At 47.6% G+C, this 18,335-nt stretch carries 21 protein-coding genes; 5 read left to right on the forward strand and 16 right to left on the reverse strand.

Features of this window, described 5'->3' with window-relative positions:
* Positions 1-141: 141 nt before the first annotated feature.
* The 15 genes from lysA to NSU00_RS08505 all read right to left on the reverse strand — a co-directional run bounded on the left by lysA (position 142) and on the right by NSU00_RS08505 (position 12,328).
* Entirely contained in the window at positions 142-1,458 is a 1,317-nt protein-coding gene (gene lysA, locus NSU00_RS08435) for a diaminopimelate decarboxylase (RefSeq protein WP_340702682.1), read from the reverse strand.
* A 143-nt stretch (positions 1,459-1,601) separates the two neighbouring features.
* The gene (locus NSU00_RS08440; protein WP_340703596.1) at positions 1,602-3,080 is read right to left on the reverse strand and encodes a spore germination protein; all 1,479 of its coding nucleotides are present in this window, start codon (positions 3,078-3,080) and stop codon (positions 1,602-1,604) included.
* A complete protein-coding gene (locus NSU00_RS08445; protein WP_017553617.1) occupies positions 3,073-3,645 on the reverse strand; it encodes a stage V sporulation protein AE in 573 nt (190 codons plus the stop codon). Before NSU00_RS08445 ends, NSU00_RS08440 begins: the two co-directional genes overlap by 8 nt.
* Before the next feature lie 16 nt (positions 3,646-3,661).
* Positions 3,662-4,087 carry a stage V sporulation protein AB gene (locus NSU00_RS08450; protein ID WP_019720469.1) on the reverse strand — a complete coding sequence of 142 codons (426 nt, stop codon included), beginning with the start codon at positions 4,085-4,087 and terminating at the stop codon, positions 3,662-3,664.
* Positions 4,074-4,694 carry a stage V sporulation protein AA gene (locus NSU00_RS08455; protein WP_017553619.1) on the reverse strand — a complete coding sequence of 207 codons (621 nt, stop codon included), beginning with the start codon at positions 4,692-4,694 and terminating at the stop codon, positions 4,074-4,076. Before NSU00_RS08455 ends, NSU00_RS08450 begins: the two co-directional genes overlap by 14 nt.
* Positions 4,695-4,910: 216 nt before the next feature.
* Positions 4,911-5,669, reverse strand: a complete 759-nt coding sequence (gene sigF, locus NSU00_RS08460; protein WP_013859558.1) for an RNA polymerase sporulation sigma factor SigF — start codon at positions 5,667-5,669, stop codon at positions 4,911-4,913.
* A 12-nt stretch (positions 5,670-5,681) separates the two neighbouring features.
* A complete protein-coding gene (gene spoIIAB / locus NSU00_RS08465) occupies positions 5,682-6,125 on the reverse strand; it encodes an anti-sigma F factor (protein WP_013859559.1) in 444 nt (147 codons plus the stop codon).
* Entirely contained in the window at positions 6,126-6,476 is a 351-nt protein-coding gene (spoIIAA, locus tag NSU00_RS08470; protein WP_014098106.1) for an anti-sigma F factor antagonist, read from the reverse strand.
* A 111-nt stretch (positions 6,477-6,587) separates the two neighbouring features.
* Positions 6,588-7,751, reverse strand: coding sequence for a D-alanyl-D-alanine carboxypeptidase family protein (locus NSU00_RS08475; RefSeq protein ID WP_029142089.1), 1,164 nt, complete (start codon positions 7,749-7,751; stop codon positions 6,588-6,590).
* Positions 7,752-8,023: 272 nt separating this feature from the next.
* A complete protein-coding gene (xerD, locus tag NSU00_RS08480; protein WP_013859563.1) occupies positions 8,024-8,917 on the reverse strand; it encodes a site-specific tyrosine recombinase XerD in 894 nt (297 codons plus the stop codon).
* A 5-nt stretch (positions 8,918-8,922) separates the two neighbouring features.
* On the reverse strand, positions 8,923-9,141 hold the full coding sequence (locus tag NSU00_RS08485; RefSeq protein WP_328004599.1) for a YqzK family protein: 219 nt from the start codon (positions 9,139-9,141) through the stop codon (positions 8,923-8,925).
* Positions 9,142-9,283: 142 nt separating this feature from the next.
* Entirely contained in the window at positions 9,284-9,760 is a 477-nt protein-coding gene (gene fur, locus NSU00_RS08490; protein WP_013859565.1) for a ferric iron uptake transcriptional regulator, read from the reverse strand.
* A gap of 109 nt (positions 9,761-9,869) precedes the next feature.
* Entirely contained in the window at positions 9,870-10,514 is a 645-nt protein-coding gene (spoIIM, locus tag NSU00_RS08495; RefSeq protein WP_340702686.1) for a stage II sporulation protein M, read from the reverse strand.
* Between the two features lie 93 nt (positions 10,515-10,607).
* Positions 10,608-11,783, reverse strand: coding sequence for an endonuclease Q family protein (locus tag NSU00_RS08500; protein WP_340702687.1), 1,176 nt, complete (start codon positions 11,781-11,783; stop codon positions 10,608-10,610).
* A complete protein-coding gene (locus tag NSU00_RS08505) occupies positions 11,780-12,328 on the reverse strand; it encodes an NUDIX hydrolase (RefSeq protein WP_061566879.1) in 549 nt (182 codons plus the stop codon). Before NSU00_RS08505 ends, NSU00_RS08500 begins: the two co-directional genes overlap by 4 nt.
* 85 nt (positions 12,329-12,413) lie before the next feature.
* Between NSU00_RS08505 and mciZ the strand changes: the two genes are divergently transcribed.
* Positions 12,414-12,545: a Z-ring formation inhibitor MciZ gene (mciZ, locus tag NSU00_RS08510; protein ID WP_013859569.1), complete on the forward strand. Its 132-nt coding sequence runs from the start codon at positions 12,414-12,416 to the stop codon at positions 12,543-12,545.
* A gap of 69 nt (positions 12,546-12,614) precedes the next feature.
* Positions 12,615-13,526 carry an aldo/keto reductase gene (locus NSU00_RS08515; RefSeq protein ID WP_013859570.1) on the forward strand — a complete coding sequence of 304 codons (912 nt, stop codon included), beginning with the start codon at positions 12,615-12,617 and terminating at the stop codon, positions 13,524-13,526.
* 212 nt (positions 13,527-13,738) lie between these two features.
* Here NSU00_RS08515 and NSU00_RS08520 read toward each other — a convergent pair whose 3' ends face one another.
* Positions 13,739-14,080, reverse strand: coding sequence for a YqkE family protein (locus tag NSU00_RS08520; protein ID WP_327076748.1), 342 nt, complete (start codon positions 14,078-14,080; stop codon positions 13,739-13,741).
* A gap of 236 nt (positions 14,081-14,316) precedes the next feature.
* Here NSU00_RS08520 and NSU00_RS08525 point away from each other — a divergent pair, with 236 nt between their 5' ends.
* The 3 genes from NSU00_RS08525 (at position 14,317) to NSU00_RS08535 (ending at position 18,100) form a co-directional block, all read left to right on the forward strand.
* Positions 14,317-14,967: a 5-bromo-4-chloroindolyl phosphate hydrolysis family protein gene (locus NSU00_RS08525; RefSeq protein WP_017553629.1), complete on the forward strand. Its 651-nt coding sequence runs from the start codon at positions 14,317-14,319 to the stop codon at positions 14,965-14,967.
* Positions 14,964-16,166, forward strand: coding sequence for a toxic anion resistance protein (locus NSU00_RS08530; RefSeq protein ID WP_340702688.1), 1,203 nt, complete (start codon positions 14,964-14,966; stop codon positions 16,164-16,166). Before NSU00_RS08525 ends, NSU00_RS08530 begins: the two co-directional genes overlap by 4 nt.
* Positions 16,167-16,618: 452 nt before the next feature.
* Positions 16,619-18,100 (forward strand): ArnT family glycosyltransferase, encoded by a 1,482-nt coding sequence (locus NSU00_RS08535; protein WP_340702689.1) that lies wholly within the window; start codon positions 16,619-16,621, stop codon positions 18,098-18,100.
* Positions 18,101-18,335 lie beyond the last annotated feature (235 nt).

Raw genomic sequence — 18,335 nt, forward strand, 5'->3', positions numbered from 1 at the left:
CCCTCGTAATCATCCAATTTAATTCAAACGCTTTACTTATTAGTATATTCCTATTTCAGAGAAAGTAAACAAGGCACGTACAATATTTTCCAAAAGCAAAGCCGGAAAACAGGCGCCATCCGCTTCCCCGCCGCGGATTTGTCAAGAAAGCGGCACGCGCAGGCGGAGATCATTGCGGATCAGGTCTTCGTACGTCTCCCGCTTTACGACAAGCGCATCTTTGCCGTTTTCGACAAACACAACCGGCGGGCGCGGGATCCGGTTATAGTTATTTGCCATCGAATAGCCGTAAGCGCCGGTGCAGAATACGGCCAAAAGATCATTGCTGCCTGTCTTCGGCAGCGGCAGATCCCAAATCAGCATATCCCCTGATTCGCAGCATTTCCCGGCAACGGATACGGTCTCTTCACACTTATCAAGCGCGCGGTTGGCCAGCACCGCTTCATATTTTGCGTCATAAAGCGCCGGGCGGATATTGTCGCTCATCCCCCCGTCAACCGCAATATACTTTCTGACATGCGGCACTTCCTTGCGGGACCCGACTGAATAAAGCGTCGTCCCGGCTTCGCCGACAAGCGAGCGGCCCGGTTCGATCCAGATCTCGGGGAGCGGCAAGCGGCGGGAACCGGCCTGTTTCTTCACTTCTTTGACGATTTCTTCCACATAATAAGCAGGCGGAAGCGGGTGGTCTTCTTCCGTATAGCGGATGCCGAAACCGCCGCCAAGATTAAGCACTTCCGGAAGATAGCCGTACCTGGCATGCCACTCGTCCAGTTTATCCATAATTTTCCGCACAGCCAGGACAAAGCCGGCTGTTTCAAAAATTTGCGATCCGATATGGCAATGCACCCCGAGCAGTTTTATCCGGCCGGATGCCAGCACCTGCTTCAGCGCTGCCTCCGCCTGCCCGTTTTGCAAGTCAAAACCGAATTTTGAATCTTCCTGGCCCGTTAAAATATAATCATGTGTATGGGCTTCAATGCCCGGTGTGACCCTTAAGAGCGCGGAAACTTTGCGGCCTTTTTTTGCACACAGATTTTCCAGCATGTCAAGCTCGTAAAAATTATCGGCAACGATGCAGCCGATTCCGGCATCAAGCGCCATTTCCAATTCTTCCCGGCTTTTATTGTTGCCGTGGAAATGAATGCGTTCAACAGGAAAACCGGCAGCAAGTGCGGTATACAGCTCCCCGCCTGAAACAACATCCAAAGACAGCCCCTCTTCATCTGCAAGCTGGATCATGGCAATGGCGGAAAAAGCCTTGCTGGCATAAGCAATCTGGGATTTGACGCCGAGTTTCCGGAATGTTTCCTTGAATGCTCTGGCCCTTTGCCGTATTAAAGCAACGTCATATACATAAAGAGGCGTTCCGTAACGGGCAGCGAGACTTACCGTGTCAACACCGCCGATTTCGAGATGCCCCTTTGCATTCACCTTTACCGACCCGTTATGCTTCATGTTTTCAACCCCACCTAATATTCCGCCAATCGGGAGAGAAGCCTTCCCGGCATAAACCGGGCAGGCATCCGGCTCCCTTTCCTGCAACTTTTGCGTTAATTTTCTACTAACTTTAACATAAAAACAGGCTTTCTGCAATAGTTTCAAGCTTCAGGCGGCTGGCGGAAGCGGTCGACCGGGCGGACAATGCTCGGGCGGTATTTGGAGCCCGGAATCGGCTTTCTGAACAGGATTTGGAAAAATGCCTGCGGGTTAAACGGGATAAACGGCCAGAAATAAGGCGTGTTCAACGGACGGATGGACACAAGGAACAGCAGAAAAACGGTGATGCCGATCACAAAACCTTTGACTTTAAAAAGCGCCACGATAATCAGTAAAATCATTCTTACAAGTTTATTCGCCACGCTCAGCTCATAACTTGGCGTGACAAAAGTCCCGATTGCCGCGGCGGATACATACAAAATGACTTCCGAAACAAACAGCCCGGCTTCGACCGCAATCTGTCCGACTAATACAGCCGCAATCAAGCCCATTGCGGTGGCGAGCGGCGTCGGCGTATGGATGGCGGCAATCCGCATAAACTCAATGCCTAAATCAGCGATAAGAAGCTGAAGGACAAGCGGGACATGCGACTGCTTATTCGGCCCGATATAATCCAGTTGGTCCGGCAAAAGCGACGGTTCCACCGCCACTAAATACCAAAGGGGCAGGAGAAAAAGAGAAACGGCAATCCCGAAAAACCTTACCCAGCGGATAAACGTGCCGACTGCTGCAGCCTGGCGGTATTCTTCGGCGTGCTGCATATGGTGGAAAACCGTTGTCGGCATAATCATCACGCTTGGGGAGGTATCCACCAATACAAGCACATGCCCCTCCAGCAAATGGGTGGCCGCGACGTCCGCCCGTTCCGTATAGCGGATCAGCGGGAAAGGATTATAATTTTGCTTCAAAATAAATTCTTCCACTGTTTTATCTGCCATCGTAATCCCGTCAATATCGATCGCCTTCAGTTCTTTTCTGACCGTTTCGATGACGTCCGGATCTGCCACGCCTTCAATATAAGCAATCGACACATCCGTTTTCGATCGTTCGCCGACTTTCATCATTTCAAAGCGCAGCCGCTCATCGCGGATCCTCCGCCGCGTCAAGGCCGTGTTGAGGACGATGTTTTCGACATAACCGTCACGCGCACCCCGGACGACTTTTTCCGTATCCGGTTCCATCGGCGTCCTTCCCGGATAATTGCGAACATCGATAATAAATGCTTCTTGCTTCCCTTCGACATAAATGGCGATCAGCCCGGACAGCACTTTATCCACCATTTCATCATAGGTTTTGACTTTTTCGACCTGCATATGGACGATATAATTTTCAACAAGTTCATGCACTTTTCCGGAAGAAAACTTGCCGTTATTTAATTTCAGCAGTTCTTTCATAATTTGGATAATCGAAATCGTTTCCGTGAGCCCGTTGACATAGTACAGCTGGATTTCTGCATCAAGGACCCGAATTTTTCTGACACCGATATCATAGCTGATGCCAAGCCCGACTTTATTTTTAAAAAATGCTTCCACTTCTGCCGGATTGGATGAAATCGGCCTTTTCCTGCCTGCTTCAGCCATTCTTGAACCCACTCCTTTCCAAGATCAGGCGTACCGCTTTTTCCGTGATCGGGGCGCCGATATGATAATCGTCTTTTTTCGACATTTTGCCCACATCCCCGATACCGACAATAATGGGCACGTCCAGCCGGTCAAGACTGTAAACCGTGTCCCCGTTGATTTTTTTCAAATCCATTTCCGGAATGCCGAATTTGTCCACCCCGTACGGCGTTATTTCACCGGTATTGTCAATGCATACATCCACCCTTGACCATTCGGCCTGATGGGTTTTCGATGCGACCGCAATCACGCCGAGCACCTCGATGTGCGGATGCCCGGCCACAAAAGTGAGCGCCTCTTCGCCGGATCCCGGGCCGATCACCCCTGAATCATCGAACATGGCAAAAACAGGGTCTCCGGCCGCCTTGAGGATCAGGTCCACGATCTGTTCCCCCTTCAACCGGGTCGGATTTCCGTATGACTGTGAAATACAGCGCCCGCCAATTTTTTTCGCAACGCATTCGATTGCTTTTTTCGCATACTCATCCCCGTCCGTGACAAGGATCACCCGCCGTTTTTCCACCATGCCGGTTATTCCTTTCTTAATGATTTACATAGTAAAGCCATTGAAATAAGGCGCCGGCCACCTTCCCGAGCACGATCGCCATCAATGCGCCGGCAAGACGCCCGTCCATTCCGATTCTTTTGGAAAAAATCGGGATGACATTGACCACTTCCGTGAGCGCCGCAGCAAGCATGCCGACAAACAGTCCGCAAAACAACCCAACAGGCGCCGCAACAATTACAGAAAGCCGGCCGCCTTCACCACCGAGCCCCCACCATGTCCCGGACAGCACCCCGAATACAACGGCCCATTCGTATGATTGGATGAATCGTTCCGTCCTGGACAACTGGACAAGCCGCGGCACAATGCCAAGCACTGTTAAAAAAGCCACATACCCGCAGCCGGCCACAAGCCCGCCGCCGAGCCCGCAAAACACGGTGAAGATCTGCTTAAGGATGGTCAAAATGTTTCATGTTCTCCTTATTCTCATTCAACAGGATATAATGGTCGATGTCCTGTTGATAGTTAAAAATTTCAACTTCAAGCGGGCTCGGTTCTTCATTAAATTTTTTCTTAAACGCATGGTTAAAAAAAATCACCATACCCGCCCCGAGGCCGAGCGTATAGGGAATTTGAAACATAAGCGGCGTATTGTCGCGGATGCCTGTAATCAGGTAATAAATTTTTTCCTGGGCAGCCCGCATGTCGACGTCTTCATGAAAATTGATAATCCCGAGCGCGGAACCTAAAAACAGCAAAATCCAAATCAACATAAAAAACAAAATCGGCAGGTATCTCTTTTTTGCAGCTACTTCCACAATCGTTGCCGCCGGGCCGACAGGAGATATGGCAGCGTCCGGAACCTTTTTCTTGATACTGGAAATAATTTTCATCATGTCAATGACAACGGTGTTGCCGTCAGCCTTGGAAATGGTTTGGACGGGAGTGTCCAAAAGGGTTTCCTGTATACCGGACGGCGCGTGAATCTGGGCAATATGGGATAATTTTACAGTAAAGCCCGGATTGACGCGAATACGGTGGCGGAGCCGCAAATAAATCGTTTCATCCACTGCCTTCACCCCCTGCTTTCATACGTTGTGTTTGTAGTATGTGATATTGGAAGATTTTCATGCACCGGTTTAATGTTGTATGTATCGTATGATCACTTTTGCACGCTTCCTGTGCTTTTTTCCATTGCCGGAGTCCGGGGAACCGTGTATCCCGTGTTATTTTCGGGAAAAACGCTTCAGTTGGATGGCACATCCGGGAATGAAAAAAGCGCACGTTTACAATTCCATGCGCTCTTTCATCACTTCAAGTATTTTCTTTTCAAGCCGTGAAACCTGCACCTGCGAAATGCCAAGCCGTTCCGCCACTTCGGACTGTGTCTGGTCTTTGTAATAGCGGAGGTACACAATCAGCCTTTCGCGTTCCTCAAGCCCTCTGATCGCTTCCTGGAGGGCAATCTGGTCAAACCACTTCTGGTCGTTCTGGTCTGAAATCTGGTCAAGAAGCGTGATCGGGTCGCCATCGTTTTCATATACCGTCTCATGGATCGATGATGGGGCTTTGCCTGCCTCCTGCGCCATGACGACTTCTTCCACCGGCATCCCGAGTTCTGATGCAATTTCATGCACGGTCGGCGATCTCCCCAGCTTTTTCGTTAACTCATCGCGGATTTTGCGGATCCGGTTGCCCGTTTCTTTCAAAGAACGGCTCACCTTTACCGTCCCGTCATCGCGCAAAAACCGCTGGATTTCCCCGATGATCATGGGGACTGCATAGGTGGAAAATTTGACATCATACGAAAGATCAAATTTATCAACCGATTTTAACAGCCCGATACAGCCGATTTGAAATAAGTCATCCGGTTCATATCCCCGGTTTAAAAAGCGCTGGACAACCGACCAGACAAGGCGCATATTTTTTTCAACGATCAGGTCGCGTGCCTCCTGGTCGCCTTCCTGGCTGCGCCTGATCAGGTTTTTCACTTCCTCATCTTTTAACCGGGCTTTATTTTCTGCCTTTTTCAGTTCTGCATCCATCGGCACGACTCCTTAATTGCATAAGGCGTTTTTCAAGGCCAAATGCTTTTTTAGACGAATGATGGTGCCTGATTCTGGCTGCGACTGGATTTCTACATCGTCCATAAAGTTTTCCATGATCGTAAAGCCCATTCCGGATCTTTCCAGTTCAGGCTTTGTTGTAAATAACGGTTGCCTGGCTTCTTCAATATCCGCTATGCCTTTCCCTTCATCGCGGACGGTAATTTCAACCGTGCCGTCGTCACAAATGGCAGCCGATACATAAACCATTCCATCCGGGTTTTCTTCATATCCGTGAATAATCGCGTTTGTTACCGCTTCGGATACGACCGTTTTGATTTCGGTCAATTCATCAAGCGTCGGATCAAGCTGGGCAACAAAAGCGGCAACCGCCACGCGGGCGAAAGATTCATTCCGGCTGAGCGCGGAAAACTGCAATTGCATTTTATTTTTCATTCAGGCAACCCCCAATCTGTGCAGCGCGTATTGTTCCGATTCATCAAGGCGGATGATTTTAAAGAGGCCGGACAGTTCAAACAGCCTTTTTACGGCCGGAGAAATGGCGCAGACGATCATTTCCCCGTTTTTCTGCTTGATCTGTTTGTATCTTCCCAATATCACGCCTAAACCGGAGCTATCCATAAAGGAAAGCTGCTCCAGATTTAATACAAGATGGCGGATGCCGTTTTCTTCAATTGCTTTTGTCACGCTTGCACGCAAGCTTTCAGCCGTATGGTGGTCCAATTCCCCCTGCAGCCGGATGCACAGGACATCTTTTTTCACTTCCAGGTCAATAGCCAGACTCACAATTAAAGCCTCCTTCGCTGTTAATAGTGAGTCATTTCGACCTTGATTCCCGTTTTTCCTTCTGGGAGACAAAAGAAGCTTTAAAAAAACAGAAACCTGGCGGATTCGACATCAATCTTTCTGGACAAACATGCCTGCCGCACGTTTAAACAGCTGCCACCAGCCTGCGCGTTTCACTGTTTTGTCGGCAACAAGCGTTGTTTTTGCAAGCACCTTTCCGTCCTGGCTGACAGTCAGTGTTCCAATTTCATCGCCTTTTTGGACGGGGGCCTGCACATTTTTTTTGAGCTCCACGTTTTTTTTCAAATTTGACAATTTGACGCCTTTTTTCGTCAGCACCGATACCGGTTCGCTCGTGACCGCCTGGACGTGCCGCATGCTCCCTTTTGACACTTTGACCTGATCAAGCACCGCGCCTTTTCTGTAAAGCGGATGGGAGGTGTACTGGCTGAACGCATAGTCAAGCATTTTGGAAACCTGGGCGTTCCGCACTTTTGTTGATGGCGCCCCGAAAACGACGGCGATCACACGCATGCCGTTTTTCTTTGCCGTTGCGGTCAGGCAGAATTTTGCCTCATTTGTAAAACCGGTTTTCAGGCCGTCAACGCCCGGATAATGGCGGACCAGTTTATTGGTATTGACGAGCCAGAACTTTTTATCGGAGCCTTCCCTTAAGTAATCTTCATATTTGCCGGTGAAATTTGTAATGCCGTGATGTTTCAGCAATTGCTTCGCCATGACGGCCATGTCATAAGCTGAACTGTAGTGGCCTTTGACAGGGAGCCCGGTCACATTTTCAAAATGGGTGTTTTTCAAACCGAGCGCTTTTGCCCGTTCATTCATTTTGTCGACAAAAGCTTCCTCGCTTCCGCCAATTCTTTCCGCCATCGCAACGGCCGCGTCATTTGCCGAACCGATCGCAATCCCTTTCAGCATTTGTTTCACCGTCATTTCTTCGCCGGGCTCGAGAAAAATTTGCGAGCCGCCCATGGATGCCGCATACTCGCTCGTCCGTACTTTTTCATCCATTTTGATTTCGCCTTTGTCGAGCGCTTCCATAATTAAAAGCATGGTCATGATTTTCGTCATGGAAGCAGGCGGCAATTCTTCATGGCTGTTCTTGCTGTACAGCACCTCGCCCGTGGCCTGTTCAATTAAAATGGCGGATTTCGTTTCCGGCGCCAGTTCATTTTTCTTTTCGGCTGCGAACGCTTCAGGCACAAGGACGCCAGAAGCGAGCATGAAGCAGGTAACCAAACCAATGATTTTCTTCATGATGACCCTCCAACTTGTAAAATCGTAAAACGTGAAAACAAAACCTCCGTACACGCTGGGAGATATGCATAAAATCATTTTTTCCAGTTGCGCCATTTTTATACTGGATAAATTCCCTTTCTTTTCATCCGCGGAATGCCAGCTGCCGGACAAATAAAAAACGCACGGTTTTTACGCCGTGCGCCTTAAAGATCTGTTTTTGATTTGCCCCTGTGTTCCCGAAAAACGAGGCCCTGCCAAAACCGCCGCGCCCGGAAAAGCAGTCGGCGGGTTTAAGCCCTTGGATGGAATTTCGCATAGACATCCTTTAACCTCGTTTTTGAAACATGGGTGTAAATTTGTGTTGTGGAAATGTCGGCATGGCCGAGCATTTCCTGTACCGCCCGCAAGTCTGCCCCGTTTTCAATCAGATGGGTGGCAAATGAATGCCTCAGTGTGTGCGGGGTGATGTCTTTTTCAATATTGGCTTTTTTCGCAAGCGCCTTTAATATTTTCCAAAAGCCTTGCCGTGAGAGACGGGCGCCGTGATGGTTCAAAAACAGGGCATCCGTTCTTGTTGTTTTTGAAACCAGTTTGGGGCGCCCTTCTTTTAAATACCGGTCAAGTGCAGCCGACGCCGTGCGGCCGACCGGGATGATCCTTTCCTTGTCCCCTTTTCCGATACATTTTATAAATCCCATCGATAAATGCAAATCATCAAGATTAAGGCCGGTCATCTCACTGACACGCATGCCGGTTGCATACAGCAGTTCAAGCATCGCAGCATCCCGCATATGAAGGGGCGTATCCCCTTTTGGCGCGGCAAGGAGCGCTTCCACTTCCTGAACGCTCAGCACTTTCGGGAGCGTCCGCTCGGGCTTCGGGGTTTCAATATGGACAGTCGGATCCTGGCCCGCAAATTTTTCCCGCAACAAAAACTGATGAAAAGACCGGATGGAGGCGACATGCCTGGCAATCGTCTTCGAGGACTTTCCCTGCTGTTTTAAAAAGTTCAGAAAATGGAGGATGTGAAACCGTGTCACTTCATTCCAGGATGAAACAAGCTCCACTTTTTGCAGATAGCGGAGATAATTGTGCAGATCGCGTTTGTAGGACGCGACCGTATTTTCAGCAAGCCCTTTTTCAACGATCATAAAATGCATGAAATCTTTGATTTGATCTTCCATTCCGATTACTCCCCATCCATATAAAAGAGCAGCAGCCGTTCTGCCCAGGCAGGCTTATGGTCCCCGGCACTCACCTTTACAGCCGCGCCTTTTGGTTTTTCATAACGGTGGTAGCTTTCATATTCCTGGTTCACCCAAAGCAGGGCAAAGTAGAACAGCAAGGTACAGCTTAAAAATAATATGAAGACTTTAAGCGCATGAAGCAAAAGTTTCAGCCACGGCATATCCCGCCCGCCTTTCTGTATCGCTTTACATACAAGCTATGACAGACTTCCGCCGTTTTATACATCCTTTTATGTAAAAATTAAAACCGGCTGAAAAATGCGGTGTTATAACAAAAACCTTTTCGTCGTGCGAAAAGGCCGGTTATTTTTCGTTTTTTCCGTTTTCGTTTCCCTTTTCTTTTTGCTGGCACCGGTAACAAATCCCGTGAAATGTCAGGCGATGGTCTTTTATAATAAAATTCCAGCGGCTTTCCACAACTTTTTCGACATTTTCCAGCAAATCTTCCTGAATTTCGTCCACCGCGCCGCATTCAATGCAGACAAGATGATGGTGAAAATGTGCGGCGCCTTCCTGCCTCAGGTCATAACGGTATACCCCGTCGCCAAAATTGATTTTGTCCACCACTTTCAGTTCGGACAGCAGTTCCAGCGTGCGATAAACGGTGGCCAGGCCGATTTCAGGAGATTTTTCTTTCACAAGGAGGTATACATCTTCCGCACTTAAATGGTCTGTTTCATGTTCCAGCAAAACGCGCACGGTTGCTTCCCGTTGCGGCGTCAGTTTGTAACTGGCCGAATGCAATTGCTTCTTAATTCTATCAATACGAGCTTCTTCCATGATTCCTCCCCCTTGCCGCTGTCTCTGATATTATAGCAGATTAAGGGAAATAGTCAAAATGAAATGATTATAAACAGTTAAAAACAACATTTATTACTTAAGAATCATTTTAATGAATCATCTTCATCACGGCCTGCATCAGCTGCGGGGAAAGATAAGCCTCGATGCAGGCAGCCGCGAGAGATGCGATGAAAACAGCGAGAAGCACACTGCAATACTTTAAAAACAATTGAAAAAAAGCAAAGTGGGCAGCCTGTTTCATAAAAATTTTCCGGATCAGGTTCAAGGAAAACATGACAGCCATCACCGAGGTGAAAATAAACAAAGGAATGATCAACAAATTTTGCGGGAGAACGGTCACAAACGAAAGCAAAAAACCGCCCCATTTCATCTGGTTGACAAGAAAACCGATCGAAAACCCGACGACAAGCCCCTTTAAAAATAAGAGAACAAGAATGAGCGGCAGGCCGATGATCGAAATCCCGAGCAGCCAGATGAGGCCGAGAAATTTCAAATTGTGCAGGAAGCTTGAACGGAACAGGTCCTCAGGCGCGGCAAGTTTGCCGGTTGAGACTTGTCCGAAAAATTGCTTTAAATAAAAAAACAAGTCTTCTTTCTGTGCGATCGACAGGCTGTTGACGATGACGGCGCCAAAAATGACGCCCATCAGGAACAACGCGATGACAAATGCATAAATAGAGGAGTTTTCCCGGATATGGCGGCTGACAGGATTTTGCAGGGCAATTTGCTTCATGAGCGGCGTCCCTCCTTCAAAAGATTGGCACTTGCTATTAATCTATGAAAGGAAAGTGCCGTTTATGAAAAAAAGTCCAAAACCGGAGCGAAACTATTCCGGCTTTGGATTCTTTACCCTGCCATATTTTCCGCCCCCGCCGGCCTCAAACGCCAATCCCCCGGAACGCTGTTTTAAGATCAGTTCCGAAAGCGGCGGTTTTACAACGCTTTTCAGGGCGGATGCCGGCACCCGGTGCAAAATATTCATCTCCGTCCCGAAATGGCTCAGCAGCCTGCCCATCGTTTTCGGGCCGAGCCCCGGCAAAAAATCAAGCGGTACCTGGTGGATGTAGGGCGGCCGGGCAGGATGCGAATGGGCGTCTGCCAGCTCTTCTATTCTTTCCGAGACACCTTTTGTTTTCAAGTGCGACCCGCAATGCAAGCATGGGCCGTTTGAAACAGGGTTCCGGCATTTGGCGCACGTCGTTGTATAATATTTCCCGAGTTTCGGGTTTAAGCCGTAATTGGCGGCAATCCGGTTTTCTCCTTCGCCGCGCAAAGCTTTTAACAGCCCTGTAAACCCCGGCGATTCCAGCAGCAATTTTTGGTATTCCCTGGCCATTTTGCCGAGGGAGTGGGCGTCTGAATTTGTCACGAACGGATAGCGGTGCAGCTCGCTGATTTTATCAGCCATGGCGGTATCAGAACTTAACCCCAGTTCCACAGCATCTATCAGATCCGGATCTAGCACTTCTGTTAGCGACCGTTCCACACCTTTTCCATAAAGGCTCTTAAAGGGAGTAAACACATGGGCGGGAATAAACATCCCGGAGAGTTCTTTCGTTTTTTCCTGCACTTTCCGGGCCTCTGCGCGGACCCGCTGTGTGCTTAAATGCGGATTGGACACGCGCCCGCCATACCATTCGGAAAACTTGCCGAGTGCGTCCATATCCGGAAAATAGCTGAGCAGATGGACCGGCCCGCGGCAGTTTTCATCATACACTTCCATTTCAATCCCGGGAATCAGCGTGACTTCGCCCTGGTAGAGAAGGCCGCCTTCATCAAGCTGCACCAGTTCGCCGGCTGCAAGAAGCGCCTTCATTTCTTCCCTGACTTCCGGGACATGGCAGTCGATCACCCCGATGAGATCGAGCCCTTTCGGCTGTTTGGCTGCCTTTAATATATTTTCAAGCGTCAGGCTTTTTGCCCCCGTAATTTTAACAGGCCTGCCCGTTTCCGTGCGCCCGATGTGGATGTGCAAATCTGCAAAGTACGGGCCGGCACTCATTTTCGCGCCTCTTCAAGCATCCAGTGCTGGAGGGCAACCAATGTTTTGGCGTCGCATATTTTCCCTGACCGGATCATTTCCCTGGCTTCATCCATGCCCAGTTCCAAAATATCGACAAATTCATCATCATCGCCCGCTTTTGGATCGGAAAGCTTTTCAAGGCCGGTTCCGGCATAAAGGTGGATATATTCGTCCGCAAAGCCCGGTGACGTATAAAAAGCGGTTACCGGTTCTAATTTTGCGCAGGCATAACCGGTTTCTTCCTCCAGTTCTCGTTTTGCCGCTTCAAGCGGATCTTCCCCCGGCTCGAGCTTCCCCGCCGGAATTTCAATGAGCGCACGTTCAGCCGCTTTCCGGTATTGTTCCACCATCACCACTTTATGCTCATTTGTGACCGCAAGCACACAGACGGCGCCGGGGTGCTTGATAACCTCGCGTTTCGACGTTTTTCCGTCCGGCAGTTCAACCTCCAGGACTTGCACGTGCAAAATTTTGCCGTTGAAAATTTCTTCCGTCTTCAATGTTCTCTCTTCGTATTTATGCATGTTACCCGGCTCCTTTTGTTCTTCATCTGAAACTGACGCATATATTTTACCATAAAAAACAGACTGTTCCGGGAGGGAAAGCTTCATGATCATCATTGTCCATCCGAAAGGCATCCTTATGAAGGGAAAAGCATGGGAAATTCGCGACAGGTTGAAAACATACCGCAAAAAATATGAAACGGTCGCCGAATGGGTTGCAAAAACAGCTTCCTCCTAAAGGTTCTGTCCCCACGTTTGTATTTTCCCCCGCCCCTTTTATACAATAAAAAAAAGGAGGCAGGAAAACATGGAAAAAAACCGGTTGGGAAATTCAGATTTATATGTTTCAAAGCTCGGGCTCGGCTGCATGTCACTCGGCACGGATCCGGAAAAAGCGCGGGCTGTGATTGAAGCCGCGCTTGAAGCAGGCATCAACTATTTTGACACGGCCGACCTTTATGATCACGGGGTGAATGAAAAACTAGTCGCAGAAGCGCTTAAACCTGTGCGCAGCGAAGTGGTCATTGCCACAAAAGCCGGAAACCGCTGGAATGAAGACGGCAAAACGTGGCGCTGGGATGCTTCCAAAGCATACATAAAAGAAGCGGCAAAACAAAGTCTGAAACGCCTCGGCACGGACTATATCGATTTGTACCAGCTGCACGGCGGCACGATCGAAGACCCGATAGACGAAACGATCGAAGCGTTCGAGGAATTAAAGGCGGAAGGCGTCATCCGCGCTTACGGCATTTCTTCCATCCGCCCGAACGTCATCCGCGAATATGTGAAAAAGTCATCCATCACAAGCGTCATGATGCAGTACAGCCTGCTTGACCGGCGGCCGGAAGAGGCAATCACGACGCTTTTGGGCGAAAACGGCATCAGTATTGTCGCAAGAGGCCCGGTCGCAAAAGGAATTTTAAGCGGCCTGGCGGAAAAGATTCCGGCAGGCGGCTATCTTGATTACCGCCATGAAGAAATCGCCGCCCTTCTTGAGAAGATTAAAAATACGCTTTTAACCGGCGGACGCACGATGCTTGAACTTGCGCTCCAATATGATCTCGCCTGCCCTCCGGTTGCCGCCGTGGTTGCCGGCGCCAGTTCCCCGGACCAGGTGCGGGCCAATGCAAAAGCCGTAAACGCTGCGCCGCTTACACCGGATGAGCACCGGCTTCTGCGCGAACTCACCAAGCAAAACCGGTACGAGGCGCACCGGTAATCTGTTTTCGGCAAAGAATGCATCGCGTTCTTTGCTTTTTTCTGTTTACTTATTTACCATGTCCCGGCCATTCTTTCTTGGTTATGCCGGAAATCATCCGTTTTCCCCGTACAAAGGAAGAATTTCCTTGCATACGGCAAATGAAAATCAGGGCGTCATAAATAGGACAGGCAGTTGCGTGAAAGCGACTGCCTGTCCTATTGCCATCTTTTTTAGCCTTTATATCGTTTCCAATCCAAATCGGATTCTTCCAGTAGTTCCGCAAACGATTTGTTCCGCTCGCGCTGCTTCCGTTCTTTTCTTTTCCGTTCTTCTTCCGCCCTCTTTTTTTCTGCTTCCGCTGCTGCAAGTTCCTGCTTTGCCTGCCTCAATTTTTCGAGCACATCTTTTTGCAGCGCATCCTCCAGCCGCACTTTCTCATCCTGTTTTCCTTTTTGTTGCGCCTGTCTCTTTTTTGCCATTTTCCGCCGTTTGCAAAGCCCGCATGCCGCAAATGCAGCCGGAGGCATTTTGCAAACCGCTTTCACCTCCCTTCTTCCATCTTCTTTTTTCATTATAATACATTTACCGGCGCTTCATCATCCATCAGGCGGTCCGTTCATAGGGAAACCGGGCTTTCCCGGGCTGAAAAATTTTTCCGGATGCTGGTTTCTCTCTTTAAATCAATGCGGTATCTCTGGTATAGTAGCGTTAAAGAAGAAATTTGCAAGGTTTTTGAATCCTTCCGGGGCTGCTTTTCGTATAAGACTTATGGCCGAATCAACCAAGATCGTGATCAGGGGTGTCGATGATGAAATTCTTTATTGGTACGGTGATTCGCACCGTGATGACCATTCTCAGCGTTTTTCTTCTCTTTCTCGCCATTTATTTTTCATCCGGCCATCTGTTCTGGCTGTCGCTTTTGCTTTCGCTTGCCGGCGGCTTTCTGATCAACCGGCTTGTGAAGTGGCAGATGTTCCGGCGTTTTCTGAAAGCGCAGCAGCTGACGCGGAAAGATTATCAGTATATCCGGAAAAACCTGAAAGAAGCGGACGAAAAAATCAGGCGGCTGCAAAAAACTTTTTTATCCGTCCGTTCAATCAGCACGTTCAAACTTTTTTATGATATGAATAAAGTCATCAGGAAAATACAGGCACTGGTCAAAAAAGAGCCGAAACGTTTCTATCAGGCTGAATCCTTTTATTTTTACCATTTGGATTCGATGGCGGAGCTTGCGGAAAAATATGCCCTCCTGCAATCCCAGCCTGTGAAAAACAAAGAAATGGCCGTGCAAATCCGGGAAACGGAAGAAACGTTAAAGCAATTGGGACGTGAAACAGAGAAAGATCTGTACCATATGCTTTCAACGGATATGGACGAGCTCGATTACGAACTGGCATACGCCAGGCACACGATCGAACGCAAATCCCCTTCCAGGCATGAAAGGAGTGCAAAAAAGTGACAGCAGATAAAGAACTTTGGCAGGAACCAACAAGCGGCGGGCTGGATGATCTGCTTGCCGATCCGTTCGGCGCGCGTGACGACATGCTGCCGGAAGAAGGGCAGAAAACAGAGCCTGCTGCCGGAGCAAAACCGTCCCGCCTTGTGGATATGCTGCCGGAGGAAAACAGGCAAAAGGCATACGAACTCGCAAAACAAATTGACCCGGCCAATCACCAGGCCGTCATTTTATATGGCACGCAGGCGCAATCGAAGCTGCTGAATTTCTCGCATGCCATGCTTGACCAGGTCCAAAAAAAAGATATCGGGGAAATCGGCGATATATTAAATGACCTGATGAAAAAACTTGAGCAGGTGAATCCCGAAGAACTCGCCCCGGAAAAGAAAAACTTCTTTTCGCGCATGTTCGGAAAAATTTCCAATTCGGTGCAGGAACTGCTTTCAAAATACCAGAAAACGAGCGCGCAGATCGACCGCATCAGCGTAAAGCTCGACCTCTCGAAAAAGACATTGCTGAAAGATATCCAGCTGCTCGAACAGCTGTATGAAAAAAACAAAGATTATTTCCATGCACTTAATATTTATATTGCAGCCGGCGAACTGAAGCTTGAGGAACTGAACACAAAAACGATTCCTGAAATGAAGAAAAAAGCGGAGGCAACCGGCGACCAGATGGCCTTCCAGGAAGTCAACGACATGATCCAGTTTGCCGACCGGCTTGAAAAACGGCTGCACGACTTAAAATTAAGCCGGCAAATCACGATCCAGAGCGCGCCGCAAATCCGGCTGATTCAAAACACAAACCAGACGCTGGCTGAAAAAATCCAGTCTTCTATTATGACGGCGATCCCGCTATGGAAAAACCAGATTGCGATTGCGCTGACGCTCATCCGCCAGCGCCATGCGGTCGAAGCGCAAAAACAGGTGTCCAAAACGACCAATGAACTGCTGTTGCGCAACGCCGAAATGCTGAAATCGAACACGATCGAAACGGCACAGGAAAATGAGCGTGGCCTTGTCGACATTGAAACGTTGAAAAAAACGCAGGAAAGCCTGATTTCAACGCTCGAAGAAACGCTGCGCATCCAGCAGGAAGGAAGAAGCCGGCGGTTCCAGGCCGAACAGGAACTGGCGACGATGGAAAACGAACTGAAACAAAAACTGATGAACCTGAAAGGGCCGGATGCCGGGGCGTCCTGACCGGGACGGGCAAAGCAGGACAAACCGGCCGGAAAGCCCGTTTCCGCTTTCAAAAAAAGATCCATCCGGAAAAGCGGCAGGAGCCTGAAAATAAACCGGCGCAACCGGAAACTTGCGCCGGTTTCTCTTTCCGCTTATTAAAACGCATCCGGCATCCTTTTTTACTTCAATATGTGTTTATTGCAAAATTAAAGTGCAGAGATGTGCAAAATTTCTATGCAAATGGTTATGCAGAGGGGCTTGACATGGAGGGATAGCCATGATAACCTGTTTAGGTTTGCCAAATCTGTTACAGCTGGCCGCTTGGCAAAAGAATCATGGCTGCAGAGGCTCCATGTCAAGCCCTTAATAGCGAGAATTCAGATTGAATTTTTATGCGGTATAAACGAATTTATATACTGCAATACTCTACACTTTTTTCTTGCAAAAAACAAATATGAGGAGTTTGGGTTATGTACTGGTCAGATCGAAAAGGAAACGTCATTTATTTTTTGCTGGCTCTGATTTTGTTATCTGTTGCTTGCTATAATATCTTTTTCAATTTAGGTAAATTTCCTATTTATAGTTGGGATGAAGCAAGACACGGAGTAAATGCTTATGAGATGTTAAGACAAGGAAATTTTATCGTCAATACTTATCGTTATAAGATGGATTATTGGAATTTAAAACCGCCTCTTAGTTATTGGGCCATCATGTTTGGCTATAAAACGGCGGGATTCAATGCTTTAGGATTAAGATTAATCTCAGGCATTTGTGCTATGTTGACGATTATCATCGTGGGCATTTTTGTGAAAAAGAATTTCGGAAATGCAGCTTCCTTATTATCGATGCTAACATTGTCGACAAGCACTCAATTTTTAATCAATCATAGTGCACGAACCGGTGACGCAGATTCTCTTTATGTCTTTTTATTTACAGTGGCTATTCTGTCTTTGTTGCTTAGCGAGAAAAAGGATTATTGGCTGTATGTATCGGGACTGGCCTTTGCTTTGGCTTTTTTAACAAAAAGTTGGCATGCAGGGAATATAGCCGTCATTATGGGATTGTACCTCTTTATTACTGGAAAATACAAAAAATTATCCTTTAAAAAATGGATGATGTTATGTTTGTGCATGATCGTGCCCATTTTGATTTGGGCGGTTATGCGATATCAATATGACGGCTTTGCTTTTTTCCAAAATATGATTTCGTATGACTTGCTGCATAGATCAACGGTTACCATTGAAGGTCATGTAGGCGATGAATCTTACTATGGAGTCATATTATCCCATTTTTACTTTTTGTGGTTCGCTGTTTTATTGGGAATGATTTTAGTCTATCATTTTCATCAAAATCTTTCGATTAATCTATTCAAGCATGAAAAACGATCTTATATAATAGGGCTCTGTTTATGGGTGATTGTTCCTTTCACCCTGTATACGTTAGCTAAAACGAAGATAAGATGGTATATTTTGCCTGTTTATCCTCCGCTAGCCATCATGATAGGGATTTTGGCCAGCAGAATTTTGTTGAAAGGTAAATGGTTGGTCAAAATAGTTCTTTTATCGACCATTCTTTTTGTTGCTCATTATTATGAAGGGGAAATTCTAATGTATGTCAACAACCCCATACCGAATGATCAATTAAGTTTGATTGAAAAAACGAAGTCATTGGATGGAGTAAGGGGCTACAGCTTATTTAAATACCATCCAAAAAGACATAAGGCGGTATGGGCTCAAAGTGCGGTTCTAACGGCTGAATTAGTGAATGATTTGAAAGTGCAAGGCGGAGATTTTCATGCCTTCTTAAAAAATGATAGAGCCTTGCTTTTAGTGAAAAAAAAGTTTTATACAAAACAATTGGCCGCTTCGAATCATTTAAACATCGTCGCCTCCAATCACTGGGGCTACATTCTTAATAAAGAGAAGATTCGGATGAAACATCAATTGAATTGAATCAGAGAATGACACATGTGGGATTGGACACCATTTATCGAAGGAGCAGGCAAGAATTTATGGATTCATTCTTGCCTGCTTTGTTCAATTCAAAAGTGATTGGTGACAAATATTTTCTATTCTTTAGGTCTTTAAAATGCCGAAATGCCCCATATATTGTTCACATGTCCTTTTTCAATACTTATATCTGCACTCTCTAATCCCCAAATCTTCCATTTCAAACGTTGTGAAAAAA

Source organism: Weizmannia sp. FSL W8-0401 (assembly GCF_038009125.1).
GTDB classification, from domain to species: domain Bacteria; phylum Bacillota; class Bacilli; order Bacillales; family Bacillaceae_C; genus Weizmannia; species Weizmannia coagulans.

Bases quoted from the DNA above. Each gene is read 5' to 3' on its own strand.
- spoIIM (WP_340702686.1), bottom strand. From the start codon at position 10,514: ATGAAGCAAATTGCCCTGCAAAATCCTGTCAGCCGCCATATCCGGGAA.
- fur (WP_013859565.1), bottom strand. From the start codon at position 9,760: ATGGAAGAAGCTCGTATTGATAGAATTAAGAAGCAATTGCATTCGGCC.
- NSU00_RS08485 (WP_328004599.1), bottom strand. From the start codon at position 9,141: ATGCCGTGGCTGAAACTTTTGCTTCATGCGCTTAAAGTCTTCATATTA.
- NSU00_RS08440 (WP_340703596.1), bottom strand. From the start codon at position 3,080: ATGGCTGAAGCAGGCAGGAAAAGGCCGATTTCATCCAATCCGGCAGAA.
- sigF (WP_013859558.1), bottom strand. From the start codon at position 5,669: ATGGATGCAGAACTGAAAAAGGCAGAAAATAAAGCCCGGTTAAAAGAT.
- NSU00_RS08515 (WP_013859570.1), top strand. From the start codon at position 12,615: ATGGAAAAAAACCGGTTGGGAAATTCAGATTTATATGTTTCAAAGCTC.
- mciZ (WP_013859569.1), top strand. From the start codon at position 12,414: ATGATCATCATTGTCCATCCGAAAGGCATCCTTATGAAGGGAAAAGCA.
- NSU00_RS08475 (WP_029142089.1), bottom strand. From the start codon at position 7,751: ATGAAGAAAATCATTGGTTTGGTTACCTGCTTCATGCTCGCTTCTGGC.
- NSU00_RS08500 (WP_340702687.1), bottom strand. From the start codon at position 11,783: ATGAGTGCCGGCCCGTACTTTGCAGATTTGCACATCCACATCGGGCGC.
- spoIIAB (WP_013859559.1), bottom strand. From the start codon at position 6,125: ATGAAAAATAAAATGCAATTGCAGTTTTCCGCGCTCAGCCGGAATGAA.
- xerD (WP_013859563.1), bottom strand. From the start codon at position 8,917: ATGGAAGATCAAATCAAAGATTTCATGCATTTTATGATCGTTGAAAAA.
- NSU00_RS08535 (WP_340702689.1), top strand. From the start codon at position 16,619: ATGTACTGGTCAGATCGAAAAGGAAACGTCATTTATTTTTTGCTGGCT.
- lysA (WP_340702682.1), bottom strand. From the start codon at position 1,458: ATGAAGCATAACGGGTCGGTAAAGGTGAATGCAAAGGGGCATCTCGAA.
- NSU00_RS08525 (WP_017553629.1), top strand. From the start codon at position 14,317: ATGAAATTCTTTATTGGTACGGTGATTCGCACCGTGATGACCATTCTC.
- NSU00_RS08520 (WP_327076748.1), bottom strand. From the start codon at position 14,080: ATGAAAAAAGAAGATGGAAGAAGGGAGGTGAAAGCGGTTTGCAAAATG.
- NSU00_RS08505 (WP_061566879.1), bottom strand. From the start codon at position 12,328: ATGCATAAATACGAAGAGAGAACATTGAAGACGGAAGAAATTTTCAAC.
- NSU00_RS08445 (WP_017553617.1), bottom strand. From the start codon at position 3,645: ATGGTGGAAAAACGGCGGGTGATCCTTGTCACGGACGGGGATGAGTAT.